Here is a 23,841-nt window from a genome sequence, read left to right on the forward strand (position 1 = left end):
GGACTACTGGGCCCCGGGATAGCGGAAGGAATCGCGCAGAAGGCCGAACGGCTGGGGCGGCTCGGCGCACAGCGCGGGATCCAGCCCGTCGCGGGCGTAGAGCTCCTCGCCGCCCGCGTTGTTCAGCCGGGTCCATTCCACATCGGCGGCCAATTCGCCCCCGCCCATGCGGACCGTCAGCTTCCGCGGCACGCGGTAGCCCGCATAGGTCTGATAATCCGAGAACGCCACGGTGATCATGCCCGCGTCCGAGGGATAGCGGACCAGGAGCGGAGCAAGGTCCTCGTTGTTCAGGTACACCGTAGGCCTGTCCGCATCGGCCGGGTCCACACCGAGCATGAGGCACGCGTCCTCGCCGCAAAAACCGTAACCGCCCACGGTCACGTCCACGCCCCAGGACTGCCAGGTCTCGACCGGATGGGGAACCAGCCAGACGAACAGGGGCGACAAGGGGAAACTCCCGACGACGCAACTGCCGACCACATTGCCCAACGCCCCCACGGCCACGGCCGTGCCGCCCGCCGTCCACTCCTGCCGCCAGCGGCCGTTCGCGTACCACAGGTCCACGGACACGCCCGGATAGGCCGGAAAAGTCATGGAGGCCTGCCAGGAACGCATGGGGCCGTAGTTCTTTTGCAGGCGCACGGCCAACTCCTCGCCGTCGGGCACGAAGGCGTGGACGGGCAGAGCGGTCAGACATAGGAGCAATAAGGTCAACAGGGTCTTCATGGTCTCTCTGTTCTCGGATCAAGACGGCGGACGCCCGGGGCGTCCGCCGGTTCAAGACGTGTTAGGATGAGGAGCAGGACAACAGCTCCCGCAACCGCTTGACAAGTTCGTCGCGCAATTCCTCGTCCTGCAAAGCGAAATAGATGTTGGCCGTGAGGTATTCCACCCAGTCGCCCGCGTCAAACCGCTGTCCGCCCAGCCGAACAGCCAGGAGCTTGTCCCGATCGGCCAGTCCCTGGAGGGCGTCGGTCAACTGGATTTCGCCGCCCACGCCCGCGCGCTGGCCTTCGAGAATGTCGAAGATCTCCGGCAGCAGGACATAGCGACCGATGATGGCCAGGTTGGACGGAGCCTTCTCGGGCGTGGGTTTTTCCACCAGGCTGGTTACGCGATAGGTATGCGAGTCGATGGCCTCGCCCTGGATCACCCCGTAGCGGCTGACTTTGCTCGGGGGAACTTCGATGACGCCGATGACCGCCTTGCCGGTTGCCTCGGCGGTCTTGATCAGTTCACCGATGCCGGTCTGCACACCAAACATGAGATCGTCGCCGAGCATGACCGCGAAAGGTTCATTCTGGCAGACCTCGCGGGCGGTGAGCACCGCGTGGCCAAGACCGAGCTGCTCCTTCTGGCGCACACCGATAACGTTGACCAGGCTGGCCACGCGCCGGACCTCTTCAAGCATGGAGGTCTTGCCCGCACGTTCCAGGAGTTGCTCCAAGAGGAAGTTGCGGTCGAAATGGTCCTCGATGATGGTCTTGTTCTGGTTGGTGACGAAGACCACGTCGGTCAGGCCGGCGCCGATGCCCTCCTCCACGATGTACTGGACGATGGGCTTGCGGAAGATCGGCAGCATCTCCTTAGGGACGTTCTTGGTGGCCGGGAGTGAACGGGTGCCCCAACCCGCGACAGGGATGACGGCTTTTGTGATATTCATAAAGTCCTCCACTGTGGGTATTCTACTATTTCAGATATTTTTCGCATGCTTCGACGATATCGCCGGTCAATTTCTCGACCAATTCCGTATCCTGTCCCTCGACCATGACGCGGCAGACCGCCTCGGTCCCCGAGTAACGCAGCAGCACGCGGCCCTTGCCCGCCAGAGCGGCTTCACCCCGGCGCACGGCCTCCTGGACCTGCGGGGCCTGGTCAAAGGGAATCTTGCGCTTGACGTGGACGTTGCGCAGCACCTGGGGAAACGGCTCAAGCAGCCCGGCCAATTCGGACAGCGGACGCTCCCGTTCACGCATGATGCGCAGCAGTTGCAGCGCGGCCAGAAGTCCGTCTCCCGTGGTGGCGTGATCCATGAAAATGAGGTGCCCGGATTGTTCGCCACCCAGGGTCGCCCCCTCGCGGCGCATGGCCTCGACCACGTAGCGGTCGCCCACGTCCGTACGCAGCAGCTGACCGCCGTGATCCGCCATGAACAGTTCAAGCGCCATGTTGGACATGACCGTGGCCACGAGCATGTTCTTAGGCAGCTGATCCTTTTCCATAAGCTCCAGGGCGCACAAGGCCATGATCTGGTCGCCGTCCAGGATGCGGCCGTTCTCGTCGCAGACGATGAGCCGGTCCGCGTCGCCGTCCAGGGCGATGCCCATGTCCGCGCCCTCCTCCACGACCATCCTGGCGATGACCTCGGGATAGAGGGAACCGCACTTCTGATTGATGTTCAGGCCGTCCGGAGCCACGCCGACCTTGATCACCTCGGCCCCCAGCTCTTCGAGCACGTCCGGGGCCACGCCGTAGGCCGCGCCGTGGGCGCAGTCGAGCACGATCTTGAGCCCGTCCAGGGTCAGGTGCGGAGAAAAACTGTTCTTCAGGAAAACGATATACCGACCGCGCGCGTCGCTGATGCGGTGAGCGCGGCCCACGTTCTCGGCCGGGGGGTAATCCCAACGGGTGTCCCGGTTCAGGACCAGTTCACTGATCTCGTCCTCGACTTCGTCGGGCAGCTTGAAGCCGGTGCTGTCGAAAAACTTTATGCCGTTGTCCATGAACGGATTGTGCGAAGCGGAGATGACCACACCGAGATCGGCGCGCATGTTCCGGGTCAGGAAGGAAATGGCCGGAGTGGGCATGGGGCCGACCAGAAAGACGTCCATGCCGTTGGCGCACAGTCCACTGGTCAAGGCGGTCTCGAAGACATAGCCGGACAAGCGGGTGTCCTTGCCTATGACCACCCTATGGTGCTTGTCGCCGTTGCGGAAGTACTGCCCGGCCGCCAGGCCGAGCCGAAGGGCGATCTCGGGAGTCATGGGGAAAATATTCCCCTGCCCCCGCAGGCCATCGGTTCCGAAAAGCCTTTGTTTCATGAAATACTCCAACTTGTCGCCCGACGGGCGGCTAATTCTTTTTGATGACGGTGGTAACCGTTTCGGGATTCTTCTTTTCGAGTTTGCACCCTTCGGGCAGGGTCACGTCGTAGTCCAGTTCGAACCGTCCCTCCACCACCTTGCCGCCGAAGACCACGGAGGCCAGAATGGCCTTGCGGTACTCGTCGTCATGGAACAGGAAGAGCGGCCCCTGGATGAGCAAACGGACATAGCGCTGCGAAACCGAGGCCTTGAACCCTTCGGGATTCTGATATTCGATGGGCACCTTGACCCAGATTTCGCGGGTCTTGGGCGCGAAATAGGCCTCCACGTTGACCTGTCCGGGCGAGGCCTCGATCTCGTCGGGGACCTCCAGGGCCACGTCTTCGGCCCAGGACCTGGGCACGTCCTCGGGGAAATCCCCCTTGAGGACCACGCGGGTCTTGGAAATCTTGCGCAGCAGGGTCTCGGGCCCCCGGACGGTAACCACGTCGGGCGAGGCCTTGACCTCCTGCAACTGGTAGTCGGAATTGAGATTGCCCGCCCAGGCGGCCTCCACCGCGACCTCCTTGGAGATGCGCCGGTCCACCGTGAGGCGGAGCCGATTGGGACGGACCTCAATGATCTCGTAGGTGGAGGACAACGGAATCTTGGCCGGGTCGATGTCCACCACCTGCTCGCCGACCTTCAGGTTGCTGACGTTGATCGGGTAGACCAGATTCTGGGAGGAGAGGTTGCCGACCAGCCCCTTGGGACCGCGCAGCCGGACCTGGATCTTGTCCACCAGGCCGTCCTCGATGATCAATCCCTCGGGCGGGTTGGTCATGACCACGGGCATGTCCACCCAGGTCTCGACCACTTCCCGGCCGGTGACCAGGAACCAGGTAAACACGGCCAGGGCTATGGACAACAATATGGTTTGCCAGTTCTTGAGCATGTCAGCGCCCCAAAGCGTTCTTGAGCACGCGCCGCAAACGCGTTTCGTCCAGGCTGGTGGTCAAGCGGCCGTTCATGGCCACGGAAACTTCACCCCGTTCCTCGGAGACCACGATGGTGATGGCGTCAGAGCCTTCGGAAATGCCCAGTGCCGCCCGGTGCCGGGTGCCGTACATGGGTTGCCCCCGCAGCTTGTTGGACAGGGGCAAAATGCAGGCAGCGGCCACGATGCGGTCGCGGCGGACGATGATTGCCCCATCATGCAGGGGCGTGTCCGTGAAAAATATGGTTTCAATCAGTTCTTTGTTGACCTTGGCGTCCAACTCGATCCCGCGTTCGATGATGTCGCCCAGCGGCATGTTCTTTTCGATGACGATGATCGCGCCGGTGGAGGTGTGCGACATGGTCATGACCGCCTGGGTCAATTGGTCCAGGGTGTCGTCGCGCACGTTGGACTTGGTCCAGAACCGCCTGGTGCCCACCGAGGCCAGCGCCTTGCGAATGTCGGTCTTGAACAGTATGACCACCACCAGGAACAGGGAGGTCAGAAATTCGCCGAGCAGTGCGTTCAGGGTGTAAAGATTGAACTTTTCAGCTACATAGTAGACCACGAGCACGACCACCAGGCCGTAGAGCACAGCGGCGGCGCGGGTTCCCCGGACAAGGACGATGATGTTGTAGTAGATGAAGGCCACCAGCCCGATATCGAGCAGGACCCTCCAGGTAACTTGAATTCCGAAAAGCTCAAACATGTTGTTTAACTACGCCAATTCACGAACTACGGTCAACGTCTGTCGCGTCAATTCGACTTCGTGCACGCGGTGGATGGGAACGCCCTTGGCCGCCAGCACGGCCGTGGCCGCCTGGGTGGCGTTTTGCCGTTGCCCGGTTTCAAGGCCCAAGAGCCCCTGCCACAGGGACTTGTTCGACAGCCCCATGTAAACGGGCAGCCCGAATTCGTTGAAGCGCTCGATCTCCCGCAGGATCTCCAGGTTGTGTTCGAGCCGCTTGCCGAAACCGATGCCCGGGTCCAGGGCCACCCGGTCCAGAGGCAATCCGGCCTGTTCCAGAACCCCCAGGCGTTCCTCGAAGAAGGCCATGATATCGCCGACCACGTCGTCGTAGCGCGGTTCGTCCTGCATGTCCCCGGGACGGCCCAAGGAGTGCATGAGCACGTAGCCGGGTTTGTACTCGGCAAGCACATCCAGTATCTCCGGCTCGAAACGGAACCCGGACACGTCGTTGATGATGGCGGCCCCGGCCTCCAGGCAGCGGGCGGCCACCTTGGCCTTGTAGGTGTCCACGGAAATGACCGCCGGGGTCCGGGCCGCGATCAGCCCTTCGATCACGGGCAGGACACGGGCAAGCTCGTCGGACTCGCTCACCGGGTCGCCGTAGGGCCGGGTGGACTCGCCGCCCACATCCAGGATGTGCGCGCCCTCCCCGACCAGTTTGAGCCCGTGGGCCACGCCCGAAGCGGTGTCGGCATGAGCCCCGCCGTCGTAAAAGGAGTCCGGTGTCACGTTGACGATTCCGGCAATGAGGAAGGGGGCAGGTCCCAAGACCTTGCCCCCCTTAACTGTCCACGTCGTATCGTTCATGATCTGCATGTTCGGTAATTATTGAAGCTTGTTCTTGCCGTCGTCTCCGTCAGGATCGTCCCCCTCGCCGTCGTCGAGGATGAAGTCGTCCCCGGAACCGCGGGAAGAACCTTCGGAGTCGCCGGCGTCGCCGGGCTTCTCGCTCACGGGTTCATACCCAGGCCCCGAAGATTGGGCGGCCCGGCCGTCGGCGGTGTAGCCCGAAGCCGTATCCGCCGAGGCGGAGCCGGAACCGGAAGACGCGCCCGAAGAGCCGGAACCGGAATGGTTGGACGGTTCCATGGGCGGCAGCGGCTTGCCCTCCATGATCAGATCGATGTCGGCGCCGGTAATGGTCTCCCGCTCCAGCAGGGCCATGGCGATGGCGTCGAGCGCCTCACGGTTGTTTTTGATCAGGCTGGTGGCCTTCTCATACGCCTCGTCCACGAACCGCCGGACCTCGGAGTCGATCAGCTTGGCCGTCTCCTCGCCGTAGTTCTTGTTGTGGATGAGCTCGCGACCCAGGAAGACCTGCTCCTGGTTGTCGCCGAAGCTCATGGGGCCGAGCTTGTCGGACATGCCCCACATGCAGACCATGTTGTGTGCCGTCTTGGTGGCCCGCTCGATGTCGTTGCTGGCCCCGGTGGTCAGTTGGTCGAGAACGACCTCCTCGGCCACGCGGCCGCCCATGAGCACGGCCATATTGTTCGTGAGGAATGCCTTGGAATAATTGTGCCGGTCCTCACCGGGCAACTGCATGGTCACGCCCAAGGCCTGGCCGCGCGGGATGATCGAGACCTTGTGCACAGGGTCGGTACCGGGCAGGAGCTTGGCCACCAGGGCATGACCGCCCTCGTGGTAAGCCGTGGTCCGCTTTTCCTCTTCGGAGAGGATCATGGACCGCCGCTCGCGGCCGCCCATCATGACCTTGTCCTTGGCCTCCTCGAAATCGCTCATGTCCACGCGGTCCTTGCCAAGCTTGGCCGCGCTCAACGCAGCCTCGTTGACTAGGTTCTCCAGATCCGCGCCCGAGAATCCGGGGGTGCCCCGGGCGATAATCTCCAGGTCCACCTCGGGGGACAGCGGAGTCTTGCGGCAATGCACCTTGAGGATGCGCTCGCGGCCGCGCAGGTCCGGATTGGGCACGACCACCTGGCGATCGAAACGGCCGGGCCGGAGCAGGGCCGGATCGAGCACGTCCGGGCGGTTGGTGGCGGCCACCAGAATAACGCCCTCGTTGGACTCGAAGCCGTCCATCTCGACGAGCAATTGGTTCAGGGTCTGCTCGCGTTCGTCATGTCCGCCGCCCAGCCCCGCACCGCGCTGGCGGCCAACGGCATCGATCTCGTCGATGAAGATCAGGCAGGGAGCGTTCTTTTTGCCCTGGGCGAAAAGGTCCCGCACGCGGGAAGCGCCCACGCCGACGAACATCTCGACGAAGTCCGAACCGGAGATGGAAAAGAACGGGACGCCCGCCTCGCCGGCCACGGCGCGGGCCAGCAGGGTCTTACCCGTTCCCGGGCTGCCCACCAGGAGCACACCCTTGGGGATACGGCCGCCCAGGCGGGTGAACTTGCGCGGCTCGCGCAGGAAATCGACGATTTCCGAAAGTTCTTCCTTGGCTTCGTCCACGCCGGCCACGTCGTCAAAAGTGACCTTGGCGGTTTCCTCGTTGATCAGCCGCGCCTTGGAACGGCCGAAGCTCATGGCTCCGCGTCCGCCGCTGCCGCCGCCCTGCATCTGGCGCATGAAGAAAATCCACACGCCGATGAGCAGGATCATGGGGAACCAGGACAGGAGCAAAGTCAGATACCACGGCGACTCGTCCGGCGGCTCCGCCTTGACCTCCACGCCCTTCCCGATGAGGGTCTGGATCATATTGGGATCTTCGGGAGCGTAAGTCTGGAATTGCTCACCGGAGCTCTTCAGGCCGGTGATCTTCTGTCCCTGGATCTTGACCTGGGCCACAGTGCCGCTGTCCACCATGGCCAGGAACTCACTGTAGGAAGGCGTGTCCTTGGGGACCGGCGGTTGGTTGAAAAGGTTGAACAGGACGACCATCAAGATGAAGATTATCGCCCAGATGACAAGATTTTTCATATGGTTGTTCAAAGGAGAGTCCTCCGTAAGGGTCAATTGAACGGCCCGGGGGGCCCGCTGACTTCGCGTTGACGCGATTTCAGGAATCTAGAGTAATGCCGTCGTTTCAAAAATCAAGCTAATCGGCAAAAAAACTCGGATTACGAAAACACCCTAGAGAGACCCGAGCCACTCCCGCAGCGCCCCCATCTGTGCGGCCACGGATGCCGGTCCGGTGCCGCCTGGGGTGATCCGCCGCCGGATGGCCGCGTGATAATCAAGCACCCCGTAGACGTCTTCCCCGATCTCGCCGGAGAACCGCCTCAGTTCGGCGAGGTCCAGATTTTCAAGGCCCACGCCCTTTCCTTCGGCATAGGCCACGGCCGCGCCGGTGATGTGGTGCGCTTCGCGGAAGGGCACGCCCTTGGCGGCCAGGTAGTCGGCGAGTTCCGTGGCGTTCAGGAAACCGCGCTTGACGGTCTCTTCCATCTTCCCGGGCACGAATTCCATGAGCCGAAGCATGTCCGCCATGATGCCCAGCGAGGCCGAAACCGTGCGGTCGGCGTCGAAGAACGGCTCCTTGTCCTCCTGCATGTCCCGGTTGTAGGTCATGGGCAGCCCCTTGATCAGGACGAGCAGCCCCATGAGGGAGCCGACCACCCTGCCGGTTTTGCCGCGCATGATCTCGCAGGCGTCGGGATTCTTCTTCTGGGGCATGATGGAGGAGCCCGTGGCGTACTGGTCGGGCAGTTTGACGTAACCGAAATTCGGATTGGCCCAGATGATCAATTCCTCGCACATGCGCGACAGATGGGTCATGATCAGGGAGCCCGCGAACACCGCTTCGAGTACGAAGTCGCGGTCGGAAACCGCATCCATGGAATTGGCAAAGATCGCCGGAAAGCCCAGGTCCTCGGCCACGCCCCGGGGGTTCACCGGATGGGTGGTTCCGGCCAGGGCCGCCGCGCCGAGCGGCATGACCCGGACGCGCTTCAGACCGTCGGCCACGCGCTCGTGATCGCGCTTGAACATCTGGCAATAGGCCAGCAGATGATGGCCCAGAGTCACGGGCTGGGCGGGCTGAAAATGGGTGCAGCCGGGCAGCATGGTATCCTTGTGCTCCTCGGCGCGGTCCACGAACACCTGGATGAGCGCGGCCAGATTTTCCTGCCACGCGGCGAGCCGGGTGGCCACGTGCAAACGGAAGTCCAGGGCCACCTGGTCGTTGCGGCTGCGCGCGGTGTGCAGCTTGCCGCCCAGCGGCCCGATGATCTCGGTCAGCCGGGACTCGACGTTCATGTGCACGTCTTCCATTTCGGTCTTCCAGACGAACTCGCCGGACTCGATCTCGGACTTGACCCGGTCCAGGCCATCGCAGATGATCCGGGCCTCGTCGTCGGTCAAAAAGCCTTGCTTGGCCAGCATGCGGGCATGGGCCTGGGAACCGCGGATATCCTCGGCGTAAAGGAGCCGGTCAAAGGACACGGACTCGGAAAACGCCTCCATGGACGCGGCGGTTGCCTTGGCGAACCGCCCGCCCCACATCTTCTTGTCTGCCATAATTTACTCGCAGGAGTCTTCGGTCTCTTTCCCGCCCCATTTGGACTGCTGCATGCGGCCCTTGAGTCTGAGCCCCACCAGTTTGATGAACCCGGCGGCGTCGGCCTGGTCGTACACGTAGTCTTCCTCGAAAGTAGCCAGCTCGGAGTTGTACAGGGAGAACGGCGACTTGCGGCCCAACGGCACGCAATTGCCCTTGTACAGCTTGACCCGCACGGTGCCGGTGACCTTTTCCTGAGACTTGTCGATCATGGCCTGCAAGGCTTCGCGCTCGGGAGAGAACCAATAGCCATAGTACACCATTTCGGCATAGCGGGGAATGAGGGAATCGCGCAGATGCATCATCTCGCGGTCCATGCACAGCCCTTCCAGGTCGCGGTGGGCGGCGGCCAGGATGGTCCCGCCGGGGGTCTCGTACACGCCGCGCGACTTCATGCCGACGAAGCGGTTCTCGACCATATCCACCCTGCCGATGCCGTGCTTGCCGCCCAACTCGTTGAGCTTGGCCAGCAGGGCCGCGGGGGAATATTTCACGCTGTTGACGGCGATGGGATCACCGGCCTCGAAGTCGATGGTGATCTCCTCGGCCTCGTCCGGGCACTTTTCGGCCGGGGTGATATTACGATAGCAGTCCGGGCCGGGCGCGTTCCAAGGATCTTCCAACTCGCCGCCCTCAAAGGAGGTATGCAACAGGTTGGCGTCGATGGACCACGGCTTCTTGCGGCTGACCGGGATGGGAATCTCATTGGTCTTGGCAAAATTCATCAGGTCGGTACGAGACTTGAGTTCCCATTCGCGCCACGGGGCAATGGTCGTCAGCCGGGGATTGAGGGCCATGGTGGCCAGTTCGAAGCGAACCTGGTCGTTACCCTTGCCCGTGGCGCCATGGGCCACGGCCTGGGCGCCTTCCATCTCGGCGATCTCGACCATACGCTTGGAGATCAGCGGCCGGGCGATGGCTGTGCCGAGCAGGTAACGGCCCTCATACAGGGCATTGGCCCGGAACATGGGGAAGACGTAGTCGCGCACGAACTCCTCGCGCAGGTCTTCGACGTAGGCCTTGACCGCGCCGGTGTTGAGCGCCTTTTCCTCGATGCCGTGCATCTCCTCGCCCTGGCCGAGATCCGCAGTCATGCAGATCACGTCGCAGTCGTAGTTGATCTTGAGCCACTTGAGAATGATGGAAGTGTCCAACCCGCCGGAGTAGGCCAGCACGACCTTGTCTATCTTCTGCATTGTATAGTCCTCGTACTCTCTCGAATTATTTAAAGATCCACTCAAGGATCGCCTTTTGCGCATGGAGCCGGTTCTCGGCCTGGTCCCAGACAATGGAGGCCGGGGATTCGAAAACCCCCTCGGAAACTTCTTCGCCCCGGTGGGCGGGCAGGCAGTGCATGAAGCCAGCACCCGGGGCGGCCAGCGCCATGAGCGCCTCGTCCACCATGTACCCGGCGAACGCGGCCTCGCGCTTCTTCTGCTCCTCTTCCTGGCCCATGGAGGCCCAGACATCGGTATTGACGTAGTCCGCTCCGGCCGCGGCCTTCTTCGGGTCGTCGGTCAGGGTGATCTTCGCGCCGAGGCCGACGGCTTTGTCCAAAATGGCCATATCCGGGGTATACCCCTCGGGACAGGCCAGGGAAAGTTCGTAGCCGAAGACCGCCGCGCCATTGATGAAGGAATGGGCCATGTTGTTGCCGTCGCCCACCCAGGCCACCTTGAGCTTGTCCAGGTCCGGGGTGCGCTCGTACATGGTCAGGACGTCGGCCATGACCTGACACGGATGGTATTCGTCGGTCAGGGCGTTGACCACCGGGATGTCCCCGTAATCGACCAGGGTTTCCAGCTTTTCCTGACCGAAGGTGCGCATGACGATCCCGTCGGCGTACCGGGACAGGACCCGGGCCGTGTCCTTGATCGGCTCACTGCGGCCCAACTGGGAGTCGCGGGCGGAAATAAACACCGGATCGCCGCCCAATTGGCGCACTCCCACTTCGAAGGAAACGCGGGTCCGGGTGGACGCCTTTTCGAAAATCAGCAGCACGGTCTTGCCGTCCAGAAGATCGGTGCGGACCTTGTTGTCCTTCATTTCCTTGGCGCGCAGGATGACCTGCTTCACTTCATCCCTGGGGATGTCCAGAATGGTCAAAAAATGTTTGGGCATCGTGTGGTTACTCCGTCAGCTATTACCTTGATATCAGGAAAGAGATGGAGTTTGGCCCATATTACCATGAATGTAAAGGAATTTGGCCCCCGGGAAAATGGGGAAAACCCAAGCGGGACACGGACGCGCGGCTATTGATGTTTCTTCAGCCAGTCGTGAAACTGCTTGAGCGTCAGGGACCGGCTGGCCGGGCCGCTGCGCACGAAGAACTCCTCGCCCTTGGCCGCATCCAGAATGGCCGGAGCCGGGGCCGGGACGCAGTGCACACGCAGGACCCGCTTCTCGCACACTTCAATGACCTTGCTGTCGATATAACGCGAGAATTCGGTCCCGATATGCCGATCCACCAGGTTGTTGAAGTGCAGGAGCGCCTTGTCGTCGCTGTCGAACCGGTCCTCGTCGAAACCGGTCACGGTGCCGTCGTCCGCCACACCGATGAGCAGGGTACCGCCCTCGGTGTTGAGGAAGGCGGACACGGTCTTTAGACAGGCGTGTTCGATCTCCTTGCCATTCTTGCCCGACTTGAGGTTGAAACGCAGGGTCTGCTTGAATTCGAGTCTGCCGCCCTCCCCCGCCTGGATGAGATCGGTCACGTCCCCGGCGGTGAGGGCCGCCGCACGACGCATGCCCAGGGATTCGATGCGCCCCCGGTTGCGGTGCAGAATGAAGAGCACGCCGAAGGCCATGAGTATGAGGACCACGGCGCCGCCCTGGAGAAAGGAGTCGCTGGTCAGGGTGGACAGGACGTTCTTGCGCGGCACGGCCACGCCCAGGGACAAGGTGTCTCCGAAGATGGACAAGGGCATGGCCCAGGTCCACCAGATCTCGTGGTTGTTGACGAAGGAAAACGGTTTGTCCGGGGCCTTGTTCATTCCTTTGTCACGGGCGGCCAGACCGGATACGGCCTGCCGGACCACGGGATCGGGCAATTGGTCCGGAGTCAGGGACTGCCCGGCCAGATCCGGGCCGACGTCCGCGCCGAGCCCGCTCACGGGCATGGCCCGGCCATCGCCCCAATACAGAAAAATCCGTTCGGCTCCGCCCCGCTCGGCCTCGCTCAACTGGGACAGGATGGCTTCGGCCGGAAAGGCGAAGGAAAGCATGAGGCGCTCGCCCGATCCCGAATCCACCAGGGAGGAAGCCGTGATCCAGGCCACGTTGACGTGGTGGAAACGGCCCGCGCTGCGCCAGTTGACCTGGCCCGGCTCCAGATGGCTGAACTCGTCGGACAGGACATGGTCCACCTGGGGCAGCTCCAACTCCCAGCCCGAAAAGGGTTTGTCGTCCGCCTTGCCGTCCTTGAACAATGTCCAGGCCACGGCGGAATGCATCTCGTCGGGCACGGCCTCGACCATGCCGCCGAAGCGCCGGGTCAGCAGGTAGCGCAACCCCTGGCCGTCGCTGACCATGACGGCCGCGAGATTCTGATGGTCCTTGAGCACCGCGCCGAATTCCTTGCGCAAGGCGGCTGGCTTGAGACTCTTGAGCAGCCCCTGGCCCATCTCCTGATTGGAGTTGCGCACCGCATTGAGGAGCACGGTGACCGCGCCGGACAGGCCGCGGGCCGAATTTTCCACCGCCACCACGGCTGCGTCGTGACGGATCTCGCGCACGCCCGTGTAGACCAATGCGCCCACGGCGGCCACAGCGAAGATAACCCCGTAAAAAACCAGTCGGTAAAGCTGTTTGCCTTTGATGCCGTGCATGGCTATGCCACGCCCTCCCCGTGTTCGAGCAAGGCTTGATCCACGGCCGTGTCGGTCATGTCGAACATGACCTCGCCATGGTCGAACCCGGCCAGGTGTAGCAACCCGTGCGCCAACAGGCGGGCCAGGTGTTCCAGGGGAACCTGGCCATAAAGGTCGGTCTCCCGGACCAATCCGTCCACGGACAAGGCCAGTTCACCCAGGAAGGCCTCATCGCCGGGCCCGCCGCCCACCCCGTCCTGATCGCCGGAATCGACCTCGCCGGAATCGACCTCGTCGGCATCGCGGGCCGGAAAGCTCAGGATGTTGGTCGGACCGGAACAGCCCAGGAATTCACAGTTGAGTCGGGCGATCTCGCGATCGTCCACCAGCTTGAGAAGAAAGGTTCGCCCGGTGAGGCCCAGGGCCCCCAGAAGGGTTTCCGCCAATGCGGCCAGCTCGCGCCGAGCCAGGGGAAACCTCGGGTCAAGCCGGGTTTCGAAAAGGATGTCGACCGGACCGGTCATACTCATTCCCCGTTGCCCTCGTGGGCTTCGTAGGCCTTGACTATACGCCCTACCAGGGGATGGCGGATGACGTCCTGCTCGTCGAAGTTGACGAATTTCACGCCCTTGACCCCATCCAGGATGCGCCGTGCGTGGAGCAGGCCGGACTTGGAGTGGACGGGCAGATCAATCTGGGTCACGTCGCCGGTGACCACGGCCTTGGAGCCGAAGCCGAGCCGGGTCAGGAACATCTTCATCTGCTCGGGCGTGGTGTTCTGGGCCTCATCAAGGATGATGAAGGCGTCGTTCAGGGTGCGGCCGCGCATGAAGGCCAGAGGAGCCACCTCGATGACTCCGGCCTCCTGATAGTCCTGGACCTTGGCGAAATCGAGCATGTCGTGCAAGGCGTCGTACAAGGGCCGCAGGTACGGGTTGATCTTCTCGGCCAGATCGCCGGGCAGAAAGCCGAGCTTCTCGCCCGCCTCCACGGCCGGACGGGTCAGGACGATGCGCTTGACCTCGCGCCGGCTGAGCGCGCCCACGGCCATGGCCACGGCCAGATAGGTCTTGCCCGTGCCCGCCGGTCCGATGCCGAAGGTCATGTCCGAGTCCCGGATGGCGTCGAGATATTCCCGCTGATTCAAGGTCTTGGGTGACACCGTCCGCTTCGCCGAGGTGGCGTAGACGTCCCCCTTGAAGACCTCGCAGACGTCGGCCGAGGGCTGGCGTTCGAGAATGCGGCAGGCGAAGTCCACGTCCTGCGGATACACGGACTTGCCGCGCCGAATCATGGCGTAGAGCTGGGTCAGGACCTGGGCGGCCAGGTCGCCCTTCTCCTCCTCCCCGTCCGGGGAGTGGATGACCAGGGTGCTGCCCCGGCTTTCTATGCGGACTCCGAGGCGTTCGCCCAGAAGTTTCAGGTGTTGACCTTGTGGGCCGAAGAGTTGACTGGCCATATGGCCATCGTCGAATTCAAGTTTGGTGACGGGCAGAACAATTCCCTCCAAATTAGTCCTTGGCACGCAGGAACATCCACCTGCACGCCTTGCGTTCCAGCACATTGGCGATTTCGTACAGGGCCGCGCCCATGATGGACATGCCGAGGATGCCGGAGAACATGGTTAGATAATCCATGGCCCCCCAGGCGTCCATGATCATATAGCCCAGCCCCCGGCTAGTGGCAAAGGATTCAACGAAAAAAAGCACGGCCACGGACACGCCGGTGCCCAGGCGCAGGGCCGTGAAGCCATGCGGCAGGGCCGCCGGGAGCAGGACCTCGCGCAGGACGTCCAGGGGTGTGCCCCCCAGGGAACGGACCGAATCGAAATATTTTGGATGGATGGAGCGCACCCCGTCGCGGGTGGTAACCAGGATCTGGTAGCCGAGAATAAGCGCGATCATGGCGATCTTCGAGGTATCCCCCAGGCCGAGAAGAAGCAGGAAGATGGGCAGGAGCACTATCTTGGGCACCGGATAGGTCAAAAAGACGAAGGGGGACAGAATCTTGTCCACCCGCTTCACGCTGCCCATGATCAACCCCAGAGGAAAGGCGATGATCCAGGCCAGGGCCATGGCCGTGACCGAACGGTACAGGCTGACGCCGAAATGCTCCCAGAATATCCGGGTGGACATGGCCTGGCAGAGAGCGGCCAGGGCGTCTTCGGGATGCGGCAGGATAACACCGCCCAGGGAGATGGCGGCCAGCTTCCAGAGCACGCCCATGACCAGAATGACCAGGCCGTAACGCAGAACGGAATGGAACAGCTTCACCACTGGGCCTCCACGGTGTGGCGCAGCTCCTTAAGAAGCGCGAAGCAGCCCTCGGTATCGCGGATGCGCGCATCACCGAAGCCGGGATTGTCGAACACGGCTACGGGCCGGGCAGGACGCGCGGACATGACCATGATCCGCTGGCCGAGCATGACCGCTTCCTCCAGGGAATGGGTAACCAGCACATAGGGCACCCGGCGCACCTGCCAGGCGTCGAGCAGAGCCAATTGCAGCCGCTCGCGGGTCAGGGCGTCCAGAGAGGAAAATGGTTCGTCCAGCAGGGTCAGGCGGGGCCGGGTGACGAAGGCCCGGGCAATGGCAACGCGCTGCTGCTCCCCGCCCGAGAGGTTGGCCGGATAGTCGTTGTCCCGCCCGTCGATGCCGACCTCGGCCAATTGGGCCCGGGCCAGTTGCAAACGCTCGCGGCGGCCCATGCCCTGAATCTTGAGGCCAAGGGCCACATTGTCGATGACCGTGCGCCAGGGCAGCAGGCCGTAGTCCTGGAGAATTATGGAGATATCCGACGCCGGGCCGGTGATGGGCTTGCCGTCCAACAGCGCCCGGCCGGTGTCGGGCGCGGACAGCCCGCTCAACATGTAGAGCAGGGTCGTCTTGCCGCAGCCGGACGGGCCGACCACGGCCAGGGTCTCCCCCTCGGCCAGGGTGAAGGAAACATCCGTGATGACGGTCCGACCGTCATAGGACTTACCCAGGTTCTCGGCGGTCAGCATGGGCTAGTCATGTGCGGGCGGCAGGGCCACGGAGTCGGGCACAGGCTTCTTGAGCAGCCCTTTGGCGACCATCCAGTCCTGGACCTCGGCCAGTTCGGCCGAAGCAGGCAGCGCGGGCGCCGGGTAGGGATAAATCGGGAACTGGGGGACCAACGGCTTGGGGATACGGCAAGTCTCGGCCATGAGCGCCCGATACTTCTCCGGACTTTCGGCCAAAAGCCGGAGCGCATCGGCATAGGCGGCCAGGAACTTGCCGTAGGCCGCGCCGTTGTTTTCGAAATAGCGCTTGTGCAGGCAAAGTACGGTCACGGGCAGGTTCAAATCCTCGGCCGTGGCCAGGACGTTGCCGCCCTTGAGCCGGGCCAGGGACAAAAGCGGTTCGGGCAAGAGCGCCGCGTCCACCTGGTCGGTCAGGAGCATTTGCAGCCGGATGGGCAGTTTTTTGACTTCCAACTGCGAAAAATAGCCATGCCCCACGCCGAGATGATTCTCCAGCTTGTCGCAGAGAAATTCCATGATCGTGGATCTGGACAGGGCCAGGGAACGCCCCCGCATGTCGGCCAGCGTCCTGTCGCGGCCTGCGGGTGACAGGGCGATGCCGAACATGGGATAGCCCGGCGTGGTCCGCCAGGAAGTCAGGGCGATGTGCATAGGCACGCCGCGATCCAGGAGCAGGTAGGTAGCGATAAGGTCGCCGAAATAGGCGTCGATCTGGCCGGTCTGCATGGCCGTATCTCGCTCCAGGGCGGACATAAACCGGACCAGGGTCACGTCCAGGCCGTGCTTGGCGAACAGCCCTTCCCTGTCGGCGACTTGCAGCGGCAGGGTGTCGATGACCGGCAGCACGCCGAAGCGCATGCCGATATTCTCCGCGCGGGCGGTGGTGGCCAGAGCCAGGGTCATGGCCAACGCAAGCAGTATTTTCTTCATACTGATTCCCCTTGGATTTGCTGGCGGGCTTTTAGCATGATGCGCAGGGAAAGGAAAGGCGCGACCGCCCGGGAAGGCCGCGTCAAAGGAAACGCCTCCGGCCGAAACCCGGAGTCAGCTTCGGCAGTCCGATTCTCCCCGAACGAACAGCCCGGCGAAACTCTTGGCCACCAGCGCCAGCAGGATCACGGCGCAAGGCACGCCCACCCAATGGGGCAGCAACTCGCCCACTTCCGAGACCGTGGCCCGGATATCCAGGCCCAACGCGGCGTAGAGATGATCGGTGCCCCAGGCCAGGGCCAGGGAACAAATCATGATGGAGGCCACGTAGAGCCCCGCGGCGCGCTTGCCCAGGGTCTTGAGCATGACCGTGATGGTCGCCCCGTTGGTGGCAGGCCCGGCCAGGAGGAAGACCAGGGCCGCGCCGGGGGAAAGTCCCTTGAGCAGAAGCGAGGCCGCAATGGGTGTGGAGGCCGTGGCGCAGACATAGAGCGGCAGGGCCACCACCAGCATGGCCAGGTAGGAGAGCAGCCCCGTGCCCACCCAGCGGTCCAGAGCGTCAGCCGGAATGGCCGCCGCGATGATCCCGGCGATGACCACGCCCACCAGAAGCCAGCGGCCGATATCCTCGATCATCTCGCCAAAGGCGTAGCGCATGCCCGCGAAAAAACGTCCTTCAATGGTGGACGGCGGCGCCGCAGAGCACGCGCCCCCGCAACCGCAACCCGAGCAGCCGGTCGAACCGTCGGCCAGTCCGGCCAAAGGCAGGGGGTCGGCTTTCTCATCGGGGAAGGCATTGATCAGCACCCCGGCGAACACGGCGGTCAGGGACGCGGCCACGGGCCGGATCACGGTCATAAGCGGGTCGATGAGGGCGTAGGTCACGGCCATGGAGTCCACCCCGGTCTCGGGCGTGGAGATCATGAAGGCCGTAGTCGCTCCCTTGCTGGCCCCCTGCCGACGCAGCCCCAGGGCCGCGGGCAGCACGCCGCAGGAACAAAGGGGTAGCGGCACGCCGATGACGGCCGCCTTGAGCACCGCGCCCAGAGACTTGCCGCCCAGATGACGGGCCATGAATGAATCGGGCACGAACCCCTTGAGCAGACCGGCCACGAAAAAACCGAAAAGGACGTAGGGAGCGGCCTCCACCAGCACGTTCCAGGACTCCAACAGGACATTGACAAAAAGATCGGCCATACAACAAACCTACAACTACATTTTATTCACAAGTGAGTACGTATTCATAACACCGGGCAAAAAAAAGGAGGAGACGGACTACGCCTCTTCCTTGATGTGATCCAGCCCCTGTGAGACCAGGTTGCGCACATGGTCGTCGTCCAGGGAGTAAAAGACGTTCTTGCCTTCCTTCCGGTAGCGCACCAGCTTGGCGGCGCGCAACAGCCGGAGCTGATGGGAGATGGCCGACTGGGACATATCCAGGACCTCGGCCAGTGCGCACACGCAGAGTTCGCCAATGGACAGGGCGAACAGGATGCGCACCCGGGTATAGTCCCCCAGGGCCTTAAAAAGTTCCGCCAGGAACAGGAACTCCCGCTCGGAGAGCATGGCCTTTCGCGCAGCCGCCACGTTCTTGACGTGCTGCTCGGTATCACTGCAAGCAATATTCGACATTTCTTTCCTCACATGAATAATCACTCATTTGTTATAATAATACGGTCATACACCCCGCTTGTCAAGCCTGGCGCCCCTCGATTGCCGAGAGGCGCCGGCGGTTTTTTCGTCTGTCGCCCTATCCCAGCCCGAGGCGATCCAGGGTCAGCAACTTGCGGCCCGAGAAGTCCAAAATGCGGTCGATAAGTTCGGCATGCAGCAACCCCGCTCCGCGAACCTCGGCCATGAGCCCGGCCACCACCTTTTCCTGTTCGAGATAACCGAAGACCACCTCGCGCACGTTGCGCAGGCGGACCAGCCGATCGGCCCAATCCATGCCCTCCTGATAGAGCATCTTGGCCGAGATGAACGAGGCCAGCAGGGCCAGTTGATGTGCGCGCGGCAGGTCGCCGACCACCCGCTCGCGGTATTTTTCGGCCAGCACGGCCGGGCAATAGGACAGCAGGACCTCGACCAGGCCCGGATCGTCGGCCACCCGCTCCACGGACTCCATGAGCACTCCGTCCACCTGGTCGGCCAGCGCGTTGATGGACGCGGACAGGGCGTAGGACAGCTCGGTGATGGTCCGCCCGCCCCCGGCCAGCTTGTATTCGCGCATGAGCACGCGCGCCTCGGAGCGCGCCCGCAACCTGAGGATATCCAGGAGTTGCCGGACGTACTCGTCCTTGATGTCCAGAAATTCCTTTTCGTCGAGGATGAGCCCCGCCAGGATTTCATAGGACGAACAGATGACCCCGGTCTTGTTGGCCGACGGGCCGGGCACCACCAGGACTCCCGCCCTTTCGAGCTGGGCGCGGGCGTCGGCCGAGATGAAGATGTTCGCCCCCTCGACTATGCCCCGTGCCGAGGGCGTGCCGTCCTCTAGCAGGAATTCCTTCCAGTTGGACATGTTGACCGTGTCCGGCCTGCCGCCCGAGGGGATGAAGATGTCGGCCACGGCAATATTGTGCAGGGTGTTGCGAATGCGCGCGCCTTCCGGTTCGCCCGTGGAAACCACGAAGGCCCCCTCGCCCCGGAGCGCATCCCGGCTGAAGTCGGCGGCCTTCAGATTGCCGTCCATGAGCCGGAGCAATTCGGCGTGGTCCATCCCGTCCGGATCGAAGACCGCGCCGTGTCCGTCGGTCATGGCCACGATTCTCGCGTTGTCGCCATATTCACGCATGAGAATGCGCATGACGTTGGAGGCAACGTCCCCGGCCGGACCGCCGGTCAGCTTGACCGTGAACGGATCGCTCTTCGGGTCGATGCCGAGCGTGCGCAACAGTTCCTCGGCAAAGACGATGACCCCCTCCGAGGTTACGCCGTATTGCTTGTGGGCGATGCCCGCGCCGGGCTTGGAGCTCATGAAGGCGCTGGGCCATTTGTAGCCGCGCGCGGCCGCCCGGTCGGCCATCCATTGAATATGGGATGGGGTAATGTTCTCGTCCGGGCCGAGGAATATGATCTCCTCGCGGCCCAGGTAGTCCACGATGCCGGGCTGGACGAAGCCGTCGGCCCCCTCCGGGACGACAAGCAGATCCAGAAAGGAATCCACCATGGACTTGACCGCCAGGTCGATGTCCCCTTCCGGGCCGAGGAGGATAACCGCCTTGGACCCGCCTTCGGGGATATCCTTGTTCTTGAACTGCTGGGCGCGGGCCAACTTGGTGACCTCGTCCAGAAGCCGGTTGGACTCCACCTCGAAATGCTCCTGGCTCCAGGTACGGACCACGCGCACTCCACCCCGGGCCATGTCGCGATAGCGCACGTGGAAGGCCCAACTATACGGACCGTGAAAACAATAGACCCCGAAAGGACGCTCCTTGCGGGGCAACGGGGCCAGGATGAGCGGATCGAGCCTGAAGCTCAGGCCGAACTTGTGTTCCAGATAGTAATTGGTCCGCAGGGTATAGCGGAAGAATTTGTAGACATAGGTCAGGATGTCACGATGGATGGCGTTATCCACGTTGCGGATAGCCGCGCGCACGCGGTTGCGCTGATCGCGCACGGCATTGGCGCGGTCGCCTTCGAAGGCCGGGTCGAAACGAACCCGGAAGTAATCCATGAGCAGCCGGGTCGCGTCCCGGTGCTTGAGCAGGGCATAGACGATGCGCGACGAGGTGTAGGCGTGCAGATTCCGCCGGATGAGGAATTGGTGGGCGAATTCACCCGCAGCCTGCATGAGCATGACCTGAGCCAGCTCCCATCCGTCCTCGTAGGCCAAAGCCTCCAGGCCGTGGGGCGCGAACCACTTGCACATCTCAAGCTGACGCTTGAGCCGGAGCCAGCGCGCGCTCCCCTCCTCCAGGTCCACGCGCCGCCGGTCGAGATAGAAGCTCATGATCGAGATAGCGGGCAACCCCGGACGCTCAAACTCGTCGGCATAGGCCCGGTCCACGGGAATGCCCTCCCGGGCGATGACGTTGACCACCGTGTGCAGCAACCCCTTTTTGGGCGGCTGGACCATGGCCACGCCGATACGGTCGAAGCCGGGATGGACCTCCTTTTCGAGCTGCACCTGGACGCGCTCCTCGTTCTCCACGCAACCGCAGGTCTTGAAATGACGCACGGCACGGCCCGGCTCGAACTTCTCCATGTAGTCCTCGCTGACCCAGCCGAGGAACCGCTCGAACCCGTTCAGATCGCCGGGAGCGAGATCCATCCGCCCGGCCCGGGCCTTTTCCAGAACTTCCTTCACGCCCACATCGTCCGCCGCACAGGCGGGCTGGGGGCCGAGGACGAAGGTGTCCAGCCGGATGGTATCGTCGCGGCTGGAATAGATGCGCGCATGCTGGATGTCCTTGTCGCGGTACTGCTTGAGGACCCAGCCCAGAGTGTCCGTGTCTCCGCTCGGCGAGATGTGTGTTACCCGGGAGCCGCACGGGCTGTGCAGGGCGATGGCCTGTTTCTCCTCGCGGACCATCCCGGAAATCAAGGCCATGAGGTGCCTGACCTGTTCGTCCTCGCCGTGGGTCTGGAAATAATACTCCGGCATTTCGGCGTAGAACCACGGAACCAGGGTGGCAGCCGAGCCTTCCAGAGTTTCCAGAAGCCTTTTCCGAATCTTCTCCGGGTCAACAGGCGGTTTGCCGTCCATCGTGCATCTCCCTTTGGTTCAGGTAACTTTTTCGCGTTTCTCTTTTGTGCATGGACGCGGCCACCGCGTCAAGCCCGCGAGGCGACCGGAGCAATCTCCTAAACACGTTATAAATGTCTTAGTTCTCAATCTAATGGCGTGGACATAAAAGGTGTGACAGCGTAAAGACTATGGGCATGACCACTCTGGAAAGAGAATCCGATAAGGGAGCAGACAAATGAGTAAAAGCGCCATAGATACCGGCATCCTCCTGGAGACGGGAACCAACGAGCTCGAAATACTTGAGTTCTACATCAACGAGATCCGCGAAGAGGGCCAGGAACCCGTGCCCAATTTCTTCGGCATCAACGTCGCCAAGGTCATGCAGGTCATCGAGACGCCCAATCTCGAGCCGCCTGAATCCGCTCCCCATCCATCCTTCATGGGCACCATTCCCCTGCGCGACCTGATCCTCCCGGTCCTCGATCTGTCCGTCTGGCTCGAACTGAACATGCCCAAGACCGAACGGGACATCGTCATCGTCACCGAGTTCAGCAAATCCGTAACCGGCTTCCTGGTCTCGGGCGTAACCGAGATCCACCGCGTGGGCTGGGGCAAGGTCATCCCGCCGTCGAGCATCATCTCGACCAACACCGACGCCATCATCGGCCTCATCGACAAGGGCGACTACTTCGTCCAGCTCCTGGACCTGGAAACCATCCTGTCCCAGTTCGAGCCCGACGACGGCGTGAAAATGGCCGTGTCCGCCAACGAATACAAAGTCCTGGTGGCCGACGACTCGGCGACCATTCGGGCCATGATCAAAGCCAATCTGAGCGAGGCCAACTTCAAGCCGATCATCACCAACAACGGCAGCGAGGCGCTGCATACCATCCGGGAACTCAAGGCCAAGGCCGAAGCCGAAGGCAAGGATATCAGCGAATACGTGGACCTGGTCATTTCCGACATCGAAATGCCGCTCATGGACGGCTTCAGCCTGACCAAGAACATCAAAGAGGATCCGGTCTTGCGAAAACTACCGGTCATACTGTATTCTTCCATCATTACGAACGAACTGCGACACAAGGGCGAGTCGGTCGGCGCGGACATGCAGATATCCAAACCCGACTTGCACACCATCCCCCAGGTGGCGCTCGAACTCATTGAAGGTGGCACGGATTGATACAGAAGGGAGATCCAGTCCTTGAAATCTTTCTTGAGGAGACGGCCGAACGACTCGATTCCATCGAGTCGGGCCTACTCCATTTGGAGAATTGCGGCGGAGAATGCGGCCCTGAGACCATCAACTCCATCTTTCGCGATGCCCATTCGGTCAAAGCGGGCTCCAACCTGCTCAAGCTGACCAACATCGAGGACCTTGCCCACAAGCTTGAAAACGTCTTGGAGATGATCCGCAAAAAACAGATCGTCCCCTCGGAGATAATCGTCACGGCCTGCCTCGAATCCGTGGACAAGCTGCGCGAACTCATCGAAAATATCGAGAACAGCGAAAGCATCTCCACCCGGCTACACAAGCACATGCTTGCCATGGCCGTCCAGAAGACCCTGGAAGAGGAATAGGAATATTCGACAGCACCAAAAAGAAGCGGCCGTGCCCCAAGGGACGCGGCCGCTTCTTTTTGGATGAAAACTAGTTTTCCAGGGTCGCCAGGAGTTCCTGGGCCTCGCTCATGCGGGCGAAGGATGTATTTTTGAAGACCTCGCCCTCCACGGCCTTGACGAATTCGTCATACGTCATGATCCGGAAATCCATCATCACGCCCTTGACCTTGAAGTACAACTCAAGGAAGGCGAAGACCGGCTCCTCCTCGAAGCACTTGGCCAGCTCCCGGCCGCTATTCAAGGCCGTAAACGGCTTGTTCAGGCCGCCCAGGTGGAACATGTCCAGGCCGGACTGGCCGTCCGTGACCACGCCGAGAAGGTTGAAGGTCTGAAGCTTGGACGCGAATGCTTCGCTCATGTTCGGGAATTCGAGGAGATCCTTCTTGGGATACATGCCCACAAAGACCATCTGTCCGCCCTCTTCGGTCATGGTGTGCCGAAAGACGTGCTCATCCCGGTTCTTCCGGGCAGCCTTGACGGTTTCGTAGAGATCGAGGGCAAAGGCGAGTTTCAATTCTTCGGCGACGTTCCGGTCCATGTGCTTCTCCA

22 protein-coding genes are annotated in these 23,841 nt (G+C 62.3%); 2 read left to right on the forward strand and 20 right to left on the reverse strand.

What is annotated here, in order from left to right:
- Positions 1-3: 3 nt before the first annotated feature.
- The 19 genes from J0909_RS01330 to J0909_RS01420 form a co-directional block, all read right to left on the reverse strand.
- Positions 4-729 (reverse strand): hypothetical protein, encoded by a 726-nt coding sequence (locus J0909_RS01330; RefSeq protein ID WP_207259797.1) that lies wholly within the window; start codon positions 727-729, stop codon positions 4-6.
- A 61-nt stretch (positions 730-790) separates the two neighbouring features.
- Complete coding sequence (galU, locus tag J0909_RS01335) at positions 791-1,666, reverse strand: UTP--glucose-1-phosphate uridylyltransferase GalU (RefSeq protein WP_207259798.1); 876 nt, start codon at positions 1,664-1,666, stop codon at positions 791-793.
- Positions 1,667-1,691: 25 nt separating this feature from the next.
- Positions 1,692-3,044, reverse strand: a complete 1,353-nt coding sequence (gene glmM / locus J0909_RS01340) for a phosphoglucosamine mutase (RefSeq protein ID WP_207259799.1) — start codon at positions 3,042-3,044, stop codon at positions 1,692-1,694.
- Between the two features lie 31 nt (positions 3,045-3,075).
- Positions 3,076-3,981, reverse strand: a complete 906-nt coding sequence (locus J0909_RS01345; RefSeq protein ID WP_207259800.1) for a CdaR family protein — start codon at positions 3,979-3,981, stop codon at positions 3,076-3,078.
- A 1-nt stretch (position 3,982) separates the two neighbouring features.
- The gene (gene cdaA, locus J0909_RS01350) at positions 3,983-4,732 is read right to left on the reverse strand and encodes a diadenylate cyclase CdaA (protein ID WP_207259801.1); all 750 of its coding nucleotides are present in this window, start codon (positions 4,730-4,732) and stop codon (positions 3,983-3,985) included.
- A gap of 9 nt (positions 4,733-4,741) precedes the next feature.
- Positions 4,742-5,581, reverse strand: coding sequence for a dihydropteroate synthase (gene folP, locus J0909_RS01355; RefSeq protein ID WP_207259802.1), 840 nt, complete (start codon positions 5,579-5,581; stop codon positions 4,742-4,744).
- A gap of 18 nt (positions 5,582-5,599) precedes the next feature.
- Positions 5,600-7,672, reverse strand: a complete 2,073-nt coding sequence (gene ftsH / locus J0909_RS01360) for an ATP-dependent zinc metalloprotease FtsH (protein ID WP_207259803.1) — start codon at positions 7,670-7,672, stop codon at positions 5,600-5,602.
- A gap of 141 nt (positions 7,673-7,813) precedes the next feature.
- On the reverse strand, positions 7,814-9,199 hold the full coding sequence (gene argH / locus J0909_RS01365) for an argininosuccinate lyase (RefSeq protein ID WP_207259804.1): 1,386 nt from the start codon (positions 9,197-9,199) through the stop codon (positions 7,814-7,816).
- Positions 9,200-9,202: 3 nt separating this feature from the next.
- Entirely contained in the window at positions 9,203-10,435 is a 1,233-nt protein-coding gene (locus tag J0909_RS01370) for an argininosuccinate synthase (RefSeq protein ID WP_207259806.1), read from the reverse strand.
- A gap of 25 nt (positions 10,436-10,460) precedes the next feature.
- Entirely contained in the window at positions 10,461-11,360 is a 900-nt protein-coding gene (gene argF / locus J0909_RS01375) for an ornithine carbamoyltransferase (RefSeq protein ID WP_207259808.1), read from the reverse strand.
- Positions 11,361-11,491: 131 nt separating this feature from the next.
- Positions 11,492-13,066 (reverse strand): AlbA family DNA-binding domain-containing protein, encoded by a 1,575-nt coding sequence (locus tag J0909_RS01380; RefSeq protein WP_207259810.1) that lies wholly within the window; start codon positions 13,064-13,066, stop codon positions 11,492-11,494.
- A gap of 2 nt (positions 13,067-13,068) precedes the next feature.
- A complete protein-coding gene (gene ybeY / locus J0909_RS01385) occupies positions 13,069-13,578 on the reverse strand; it encodes an rRNA maturation RNase YbeY (RefSeq protein WP_207259814.1) in 510 nt (169 codons plus the stop codon).
- Entirely contained in the window at positions 13,575-14,507 is a 933-nt protein-coding gene (locus J0909_RS01390; protein ID WP_207259816.1) for a PhoH family protein, read from the reverse strand. Before J0909_RS01390 ends, ybeY begins: the two co-directional genes overlap by 4 nt.
- 52 nt (positions 14,508-14,559) lie before the next feature.
- Positions 14,560-15,324 carry an ABC transporter permease gene (locus J0909_RS01395; protein ID WP_353616720.1) on the reverse strand — a complete coding sequence of 255 codons (765 nt, stop codon included), beginning with the start codon at positions 15,322-15,324 and terminating at the stop codon, positions 14,560-14,562.
- Positions 15,318-16,052 (reverse strand): ABC transporter ATP-binding protein, encoded by a 735-nt coding sequence (locus tag J0909_RS01400; protein ID WP_207259818.1) that lies wholly within the window; start codon positions 16,050-16,052, stop codon positions 15,318-15,320. The genes J0909_RS01395 and J0909_RS01400 overlap by 7 nt, the downstream gene beginning before the upstream one ends.
- A gap of 3 nt (positions 16,053-16,055) precedes the next feature.
- Positions 16,056-16,982, reverse strand: coding sequence for an ABC transporter substrate-binding protein (locus J0909_RS01405; protein ID WP_207259824.1), 927 nt, complete (start codon positions 16,980-16,982; stop codon positions 16,056-16,058).
- A gap of 114 nt (positions 16,983-17,096) precedes the next feature.
- The gene (locus J0909_RS01410) at positions 17,097-18,179 is read right to left on the reverse strand and encodes an SO_0444 family Cu/Zn efflux transporter (protein WP_207259828.1); all 1,083 of its coding nucleotides are present in this window, start codon (positions 18,177-18,179) and stop codon (positions 17,097-17,099) included.
- 78 nt (positions 18,180-18,257) lie between these two features.
- Positions 18,258-18,614, reverse strand: coding sequence for an ArsR/SmtB family transcription factor (locus tag J0909_RS01415; RefSeq protein ID WP_207259829.1), 357 nt, complete (start codon positions 18,612-18,614; stop codon positions 18,258-18,260).
- 118 nt (positions 18,615-18,732) lie between these two features.
- The gene (locus tag J0909_RS01420) at positions 18,733-21,690 is read right to left on the reverse strand and encodes an NAD-glutamate dehydrogenase domain-containing protein (protein ID WP_207259830.1); all 2,958 of its coding nucleotides are present in this window, start codon (positions 21,688-21,690) and stop codon (positions 18,733-18,735) included.
- A 217-nt stretch (positions 21,691-21,907) separates the two neighbouring features.
- Between J0909_RS01420 and J0909_RS01425 the strand changes: the two genes are divergently transcribed.
- Together J0909_RS01425 and J0909_RS01430 are read left to right on the forward strand one after the other, a co-directional pair.
- The gene (locus tag J0909_RS01425; RefSeq protein ID WP_207259831.1) at positions 21,908-22,852 is read left to right on the forward strand and encodes a chemotaxis protein; all 945 of its coding nucleotides are present in this window, start codon (positions 21,908-21,910) and stop codon (positions 22,850-22,852) included.
- Entirely contained in the window at positions 22,849-23,250 is a 402-nt protein-coding gene (locus J0909_RS01430) for an Hpt domain-containing protein (protein ID WP_286181660.1), read from the forward strand. Before J0909_RS01425 ends, J0909_RS01430 begins: the two co-directional genes overlap by 4 nt.
- Positions 23,251-23,320: 70 nt before the next feature.
- Here J0909_RS01430 and J0909_RS01435 read toward each other — a convergent pair whose 3' ends face one another.
- Positions 23,321-23,830 carry a hypothetical protein gene (locus tag J0909_RS01435; protein ID WP_207259832.1) on the reverse strand — a complete coding sequence of 170 codons (510 nt, stop codon included), beginning with the start codon at positions 23,828-23,830 and terminating at the stop codon, positions 23,321-23,323.
- Positions 23,831-23,841 lie beyond the last annotated feature (11 nt).

The organism is Desulfovibrio sp. Huiquan2017, from assembly GCF_017351175.1.
GTDB lineage: Bacteria > Desulfobacterota > Desulfovibrionia > Desulfovibrionales > Desulfovibrionaceae > Pseudodesulfovibrio.

What these genes read in the sequence shown, in the direction of transcription:
- J0909_RS01330 (WP_207259797.1), bottom strand. Translation starts at nt 729, where the DNA reads ATGAAGACCCTGTTGACCTTATTGCTCCTATGTCTGACCGCTCTGCCC.
- galU (WP_207259798.1), bottom strand. Translation starts at nt 1,666, where the DNA reads ATGAATATCACAAAAGCCGTCATCCCTGTCGCGGGTTGGGGCACCCGT.
- glmM (WP_207259799.1), bottom strand. Translation starts at nt 3,044, where the DNA reads ATGAAACAAAGGCTTTTCGGAACCGATGGCCTGCGGGGGCAGGGGAAT.
- J0909_RS01345 (WP_207259800.1), bottom strand. Translation starts at nt 3,981, where the DNA reads ATGCTCAAGAACTGGCAAACCATATTGTTGTCCATAGCCCTGGCCGTG.
- cdaA (WP_207259801.1), bottom strand. Translation starts at nt 4,732, where the DNA reads ATGTTTGAGCTTTTCGGAATTCAAGTTACCTGGAGGGTCCTGCTCGAT.
- folP (WP_207259802.1), bottom strand. Translation starts at nt 5,581, where the DNA reads ATGAACGATACGACGTGGACAGTTAAGGGGGGCAAGGTCTTGGGACCT.
- argH (WP_207259804.1), bottom strand. Translation starts at nt 9,199, where the DNA reads ATGGCAGACAAGAAGATGTGGGGCGGGCGGTTCGCCAAGGCAACCGCC.
- J0909_RS01370 (WP_207259806.1), bottom strand. Translation starts at nt 10,435, where the DNA reads ATGCAGAAGATAGACAAGGTCGTGCTGGCCTACTCCGGCGGGTTGGAC.
- argF (WP_207259808.1), bottom strand. Translation starts at nt 11,360, where the DNA reads ATGCCCAAACATTTTTTGACCATTCTGGACATCCCCAGGGATGAAGTG.
- J0909_RS01380 (WP_207259810.1), bottom strand. Translation starts at nt 13,066, where the DNA reads ATGCACGGCATCAAAGGCAAACAGCTTTACCGACTGGTTTTTTACGGG.
- ybeY (WP_207259814.1), bottom strand. Translation starts at nt 13,578, where the DNA reads ATGAGTATGACCGGTCCGGTCGACATCCTTTTCGAAACCCGGCTTGAC.
- J0909_RS01390 (WP_207259816.1), bottom strand. Translation starts at nt 14,507, where the DNA reads ATGGCCAGTCAACTCTTCGGCCCACAAGGTCAACACCTGAAACTTCTG.
- J0909_RS01400 (WP_207259818.1), bottom strand. Translation starts at nt 16,052, where the DNA reads ATGCTGACCGCCGAGAACCTGGGTAAGTCCTATGACGGTCGGACCGTC.
- J0909_RS01405 (WP_207259824.1), bottom strand. Translation starts at nt 16,982, where the DNA reads ATGAAGAAAATACTGCTTGCGTTGGCCATGACCCTGGCTCTGGCCACC.
- J0909_RS01410 (WP_207259828.1), bottom strand. Translation starts at nt 18,179, where the DNA reads ATGGCCGATCTTTTTGTCAATGTCCTGTTGGAGTCCTGGAACGTGCTG.
- J0909_RS01415 (WP_207259829.1), bottom strand. Translation starts at nt 18,614, where the DNA reads ATGTCGAATATTGCTTGCAGTGATACCGAGCAGCACGTCAAGAACGTG.
- J0909_RS01420 (WP_207259830.1), bottom strand. Translation starts at nt 21,690, where the DNA reads ATGGACGGCAAACCGCCTGTTGACCCGGAGAAGATTCGGAAAAGGCTT.
- J0909_RS01425 (WP_207259831.1), top strand. Translation starts at nt 21,908, where the DNA reads ATGAGTAAAAGCGCCATAGATACCGGCATCCTCCTGGAGACGGGAACC.
- J0909_RS01435 (WP_207259832.1), bottom strand. Translation starts at nt 23,830, where the DNA reads ATGGACCGGAACGTCGCCGAAGAATTGAAACTCGCCTTTGCCCTCGAT.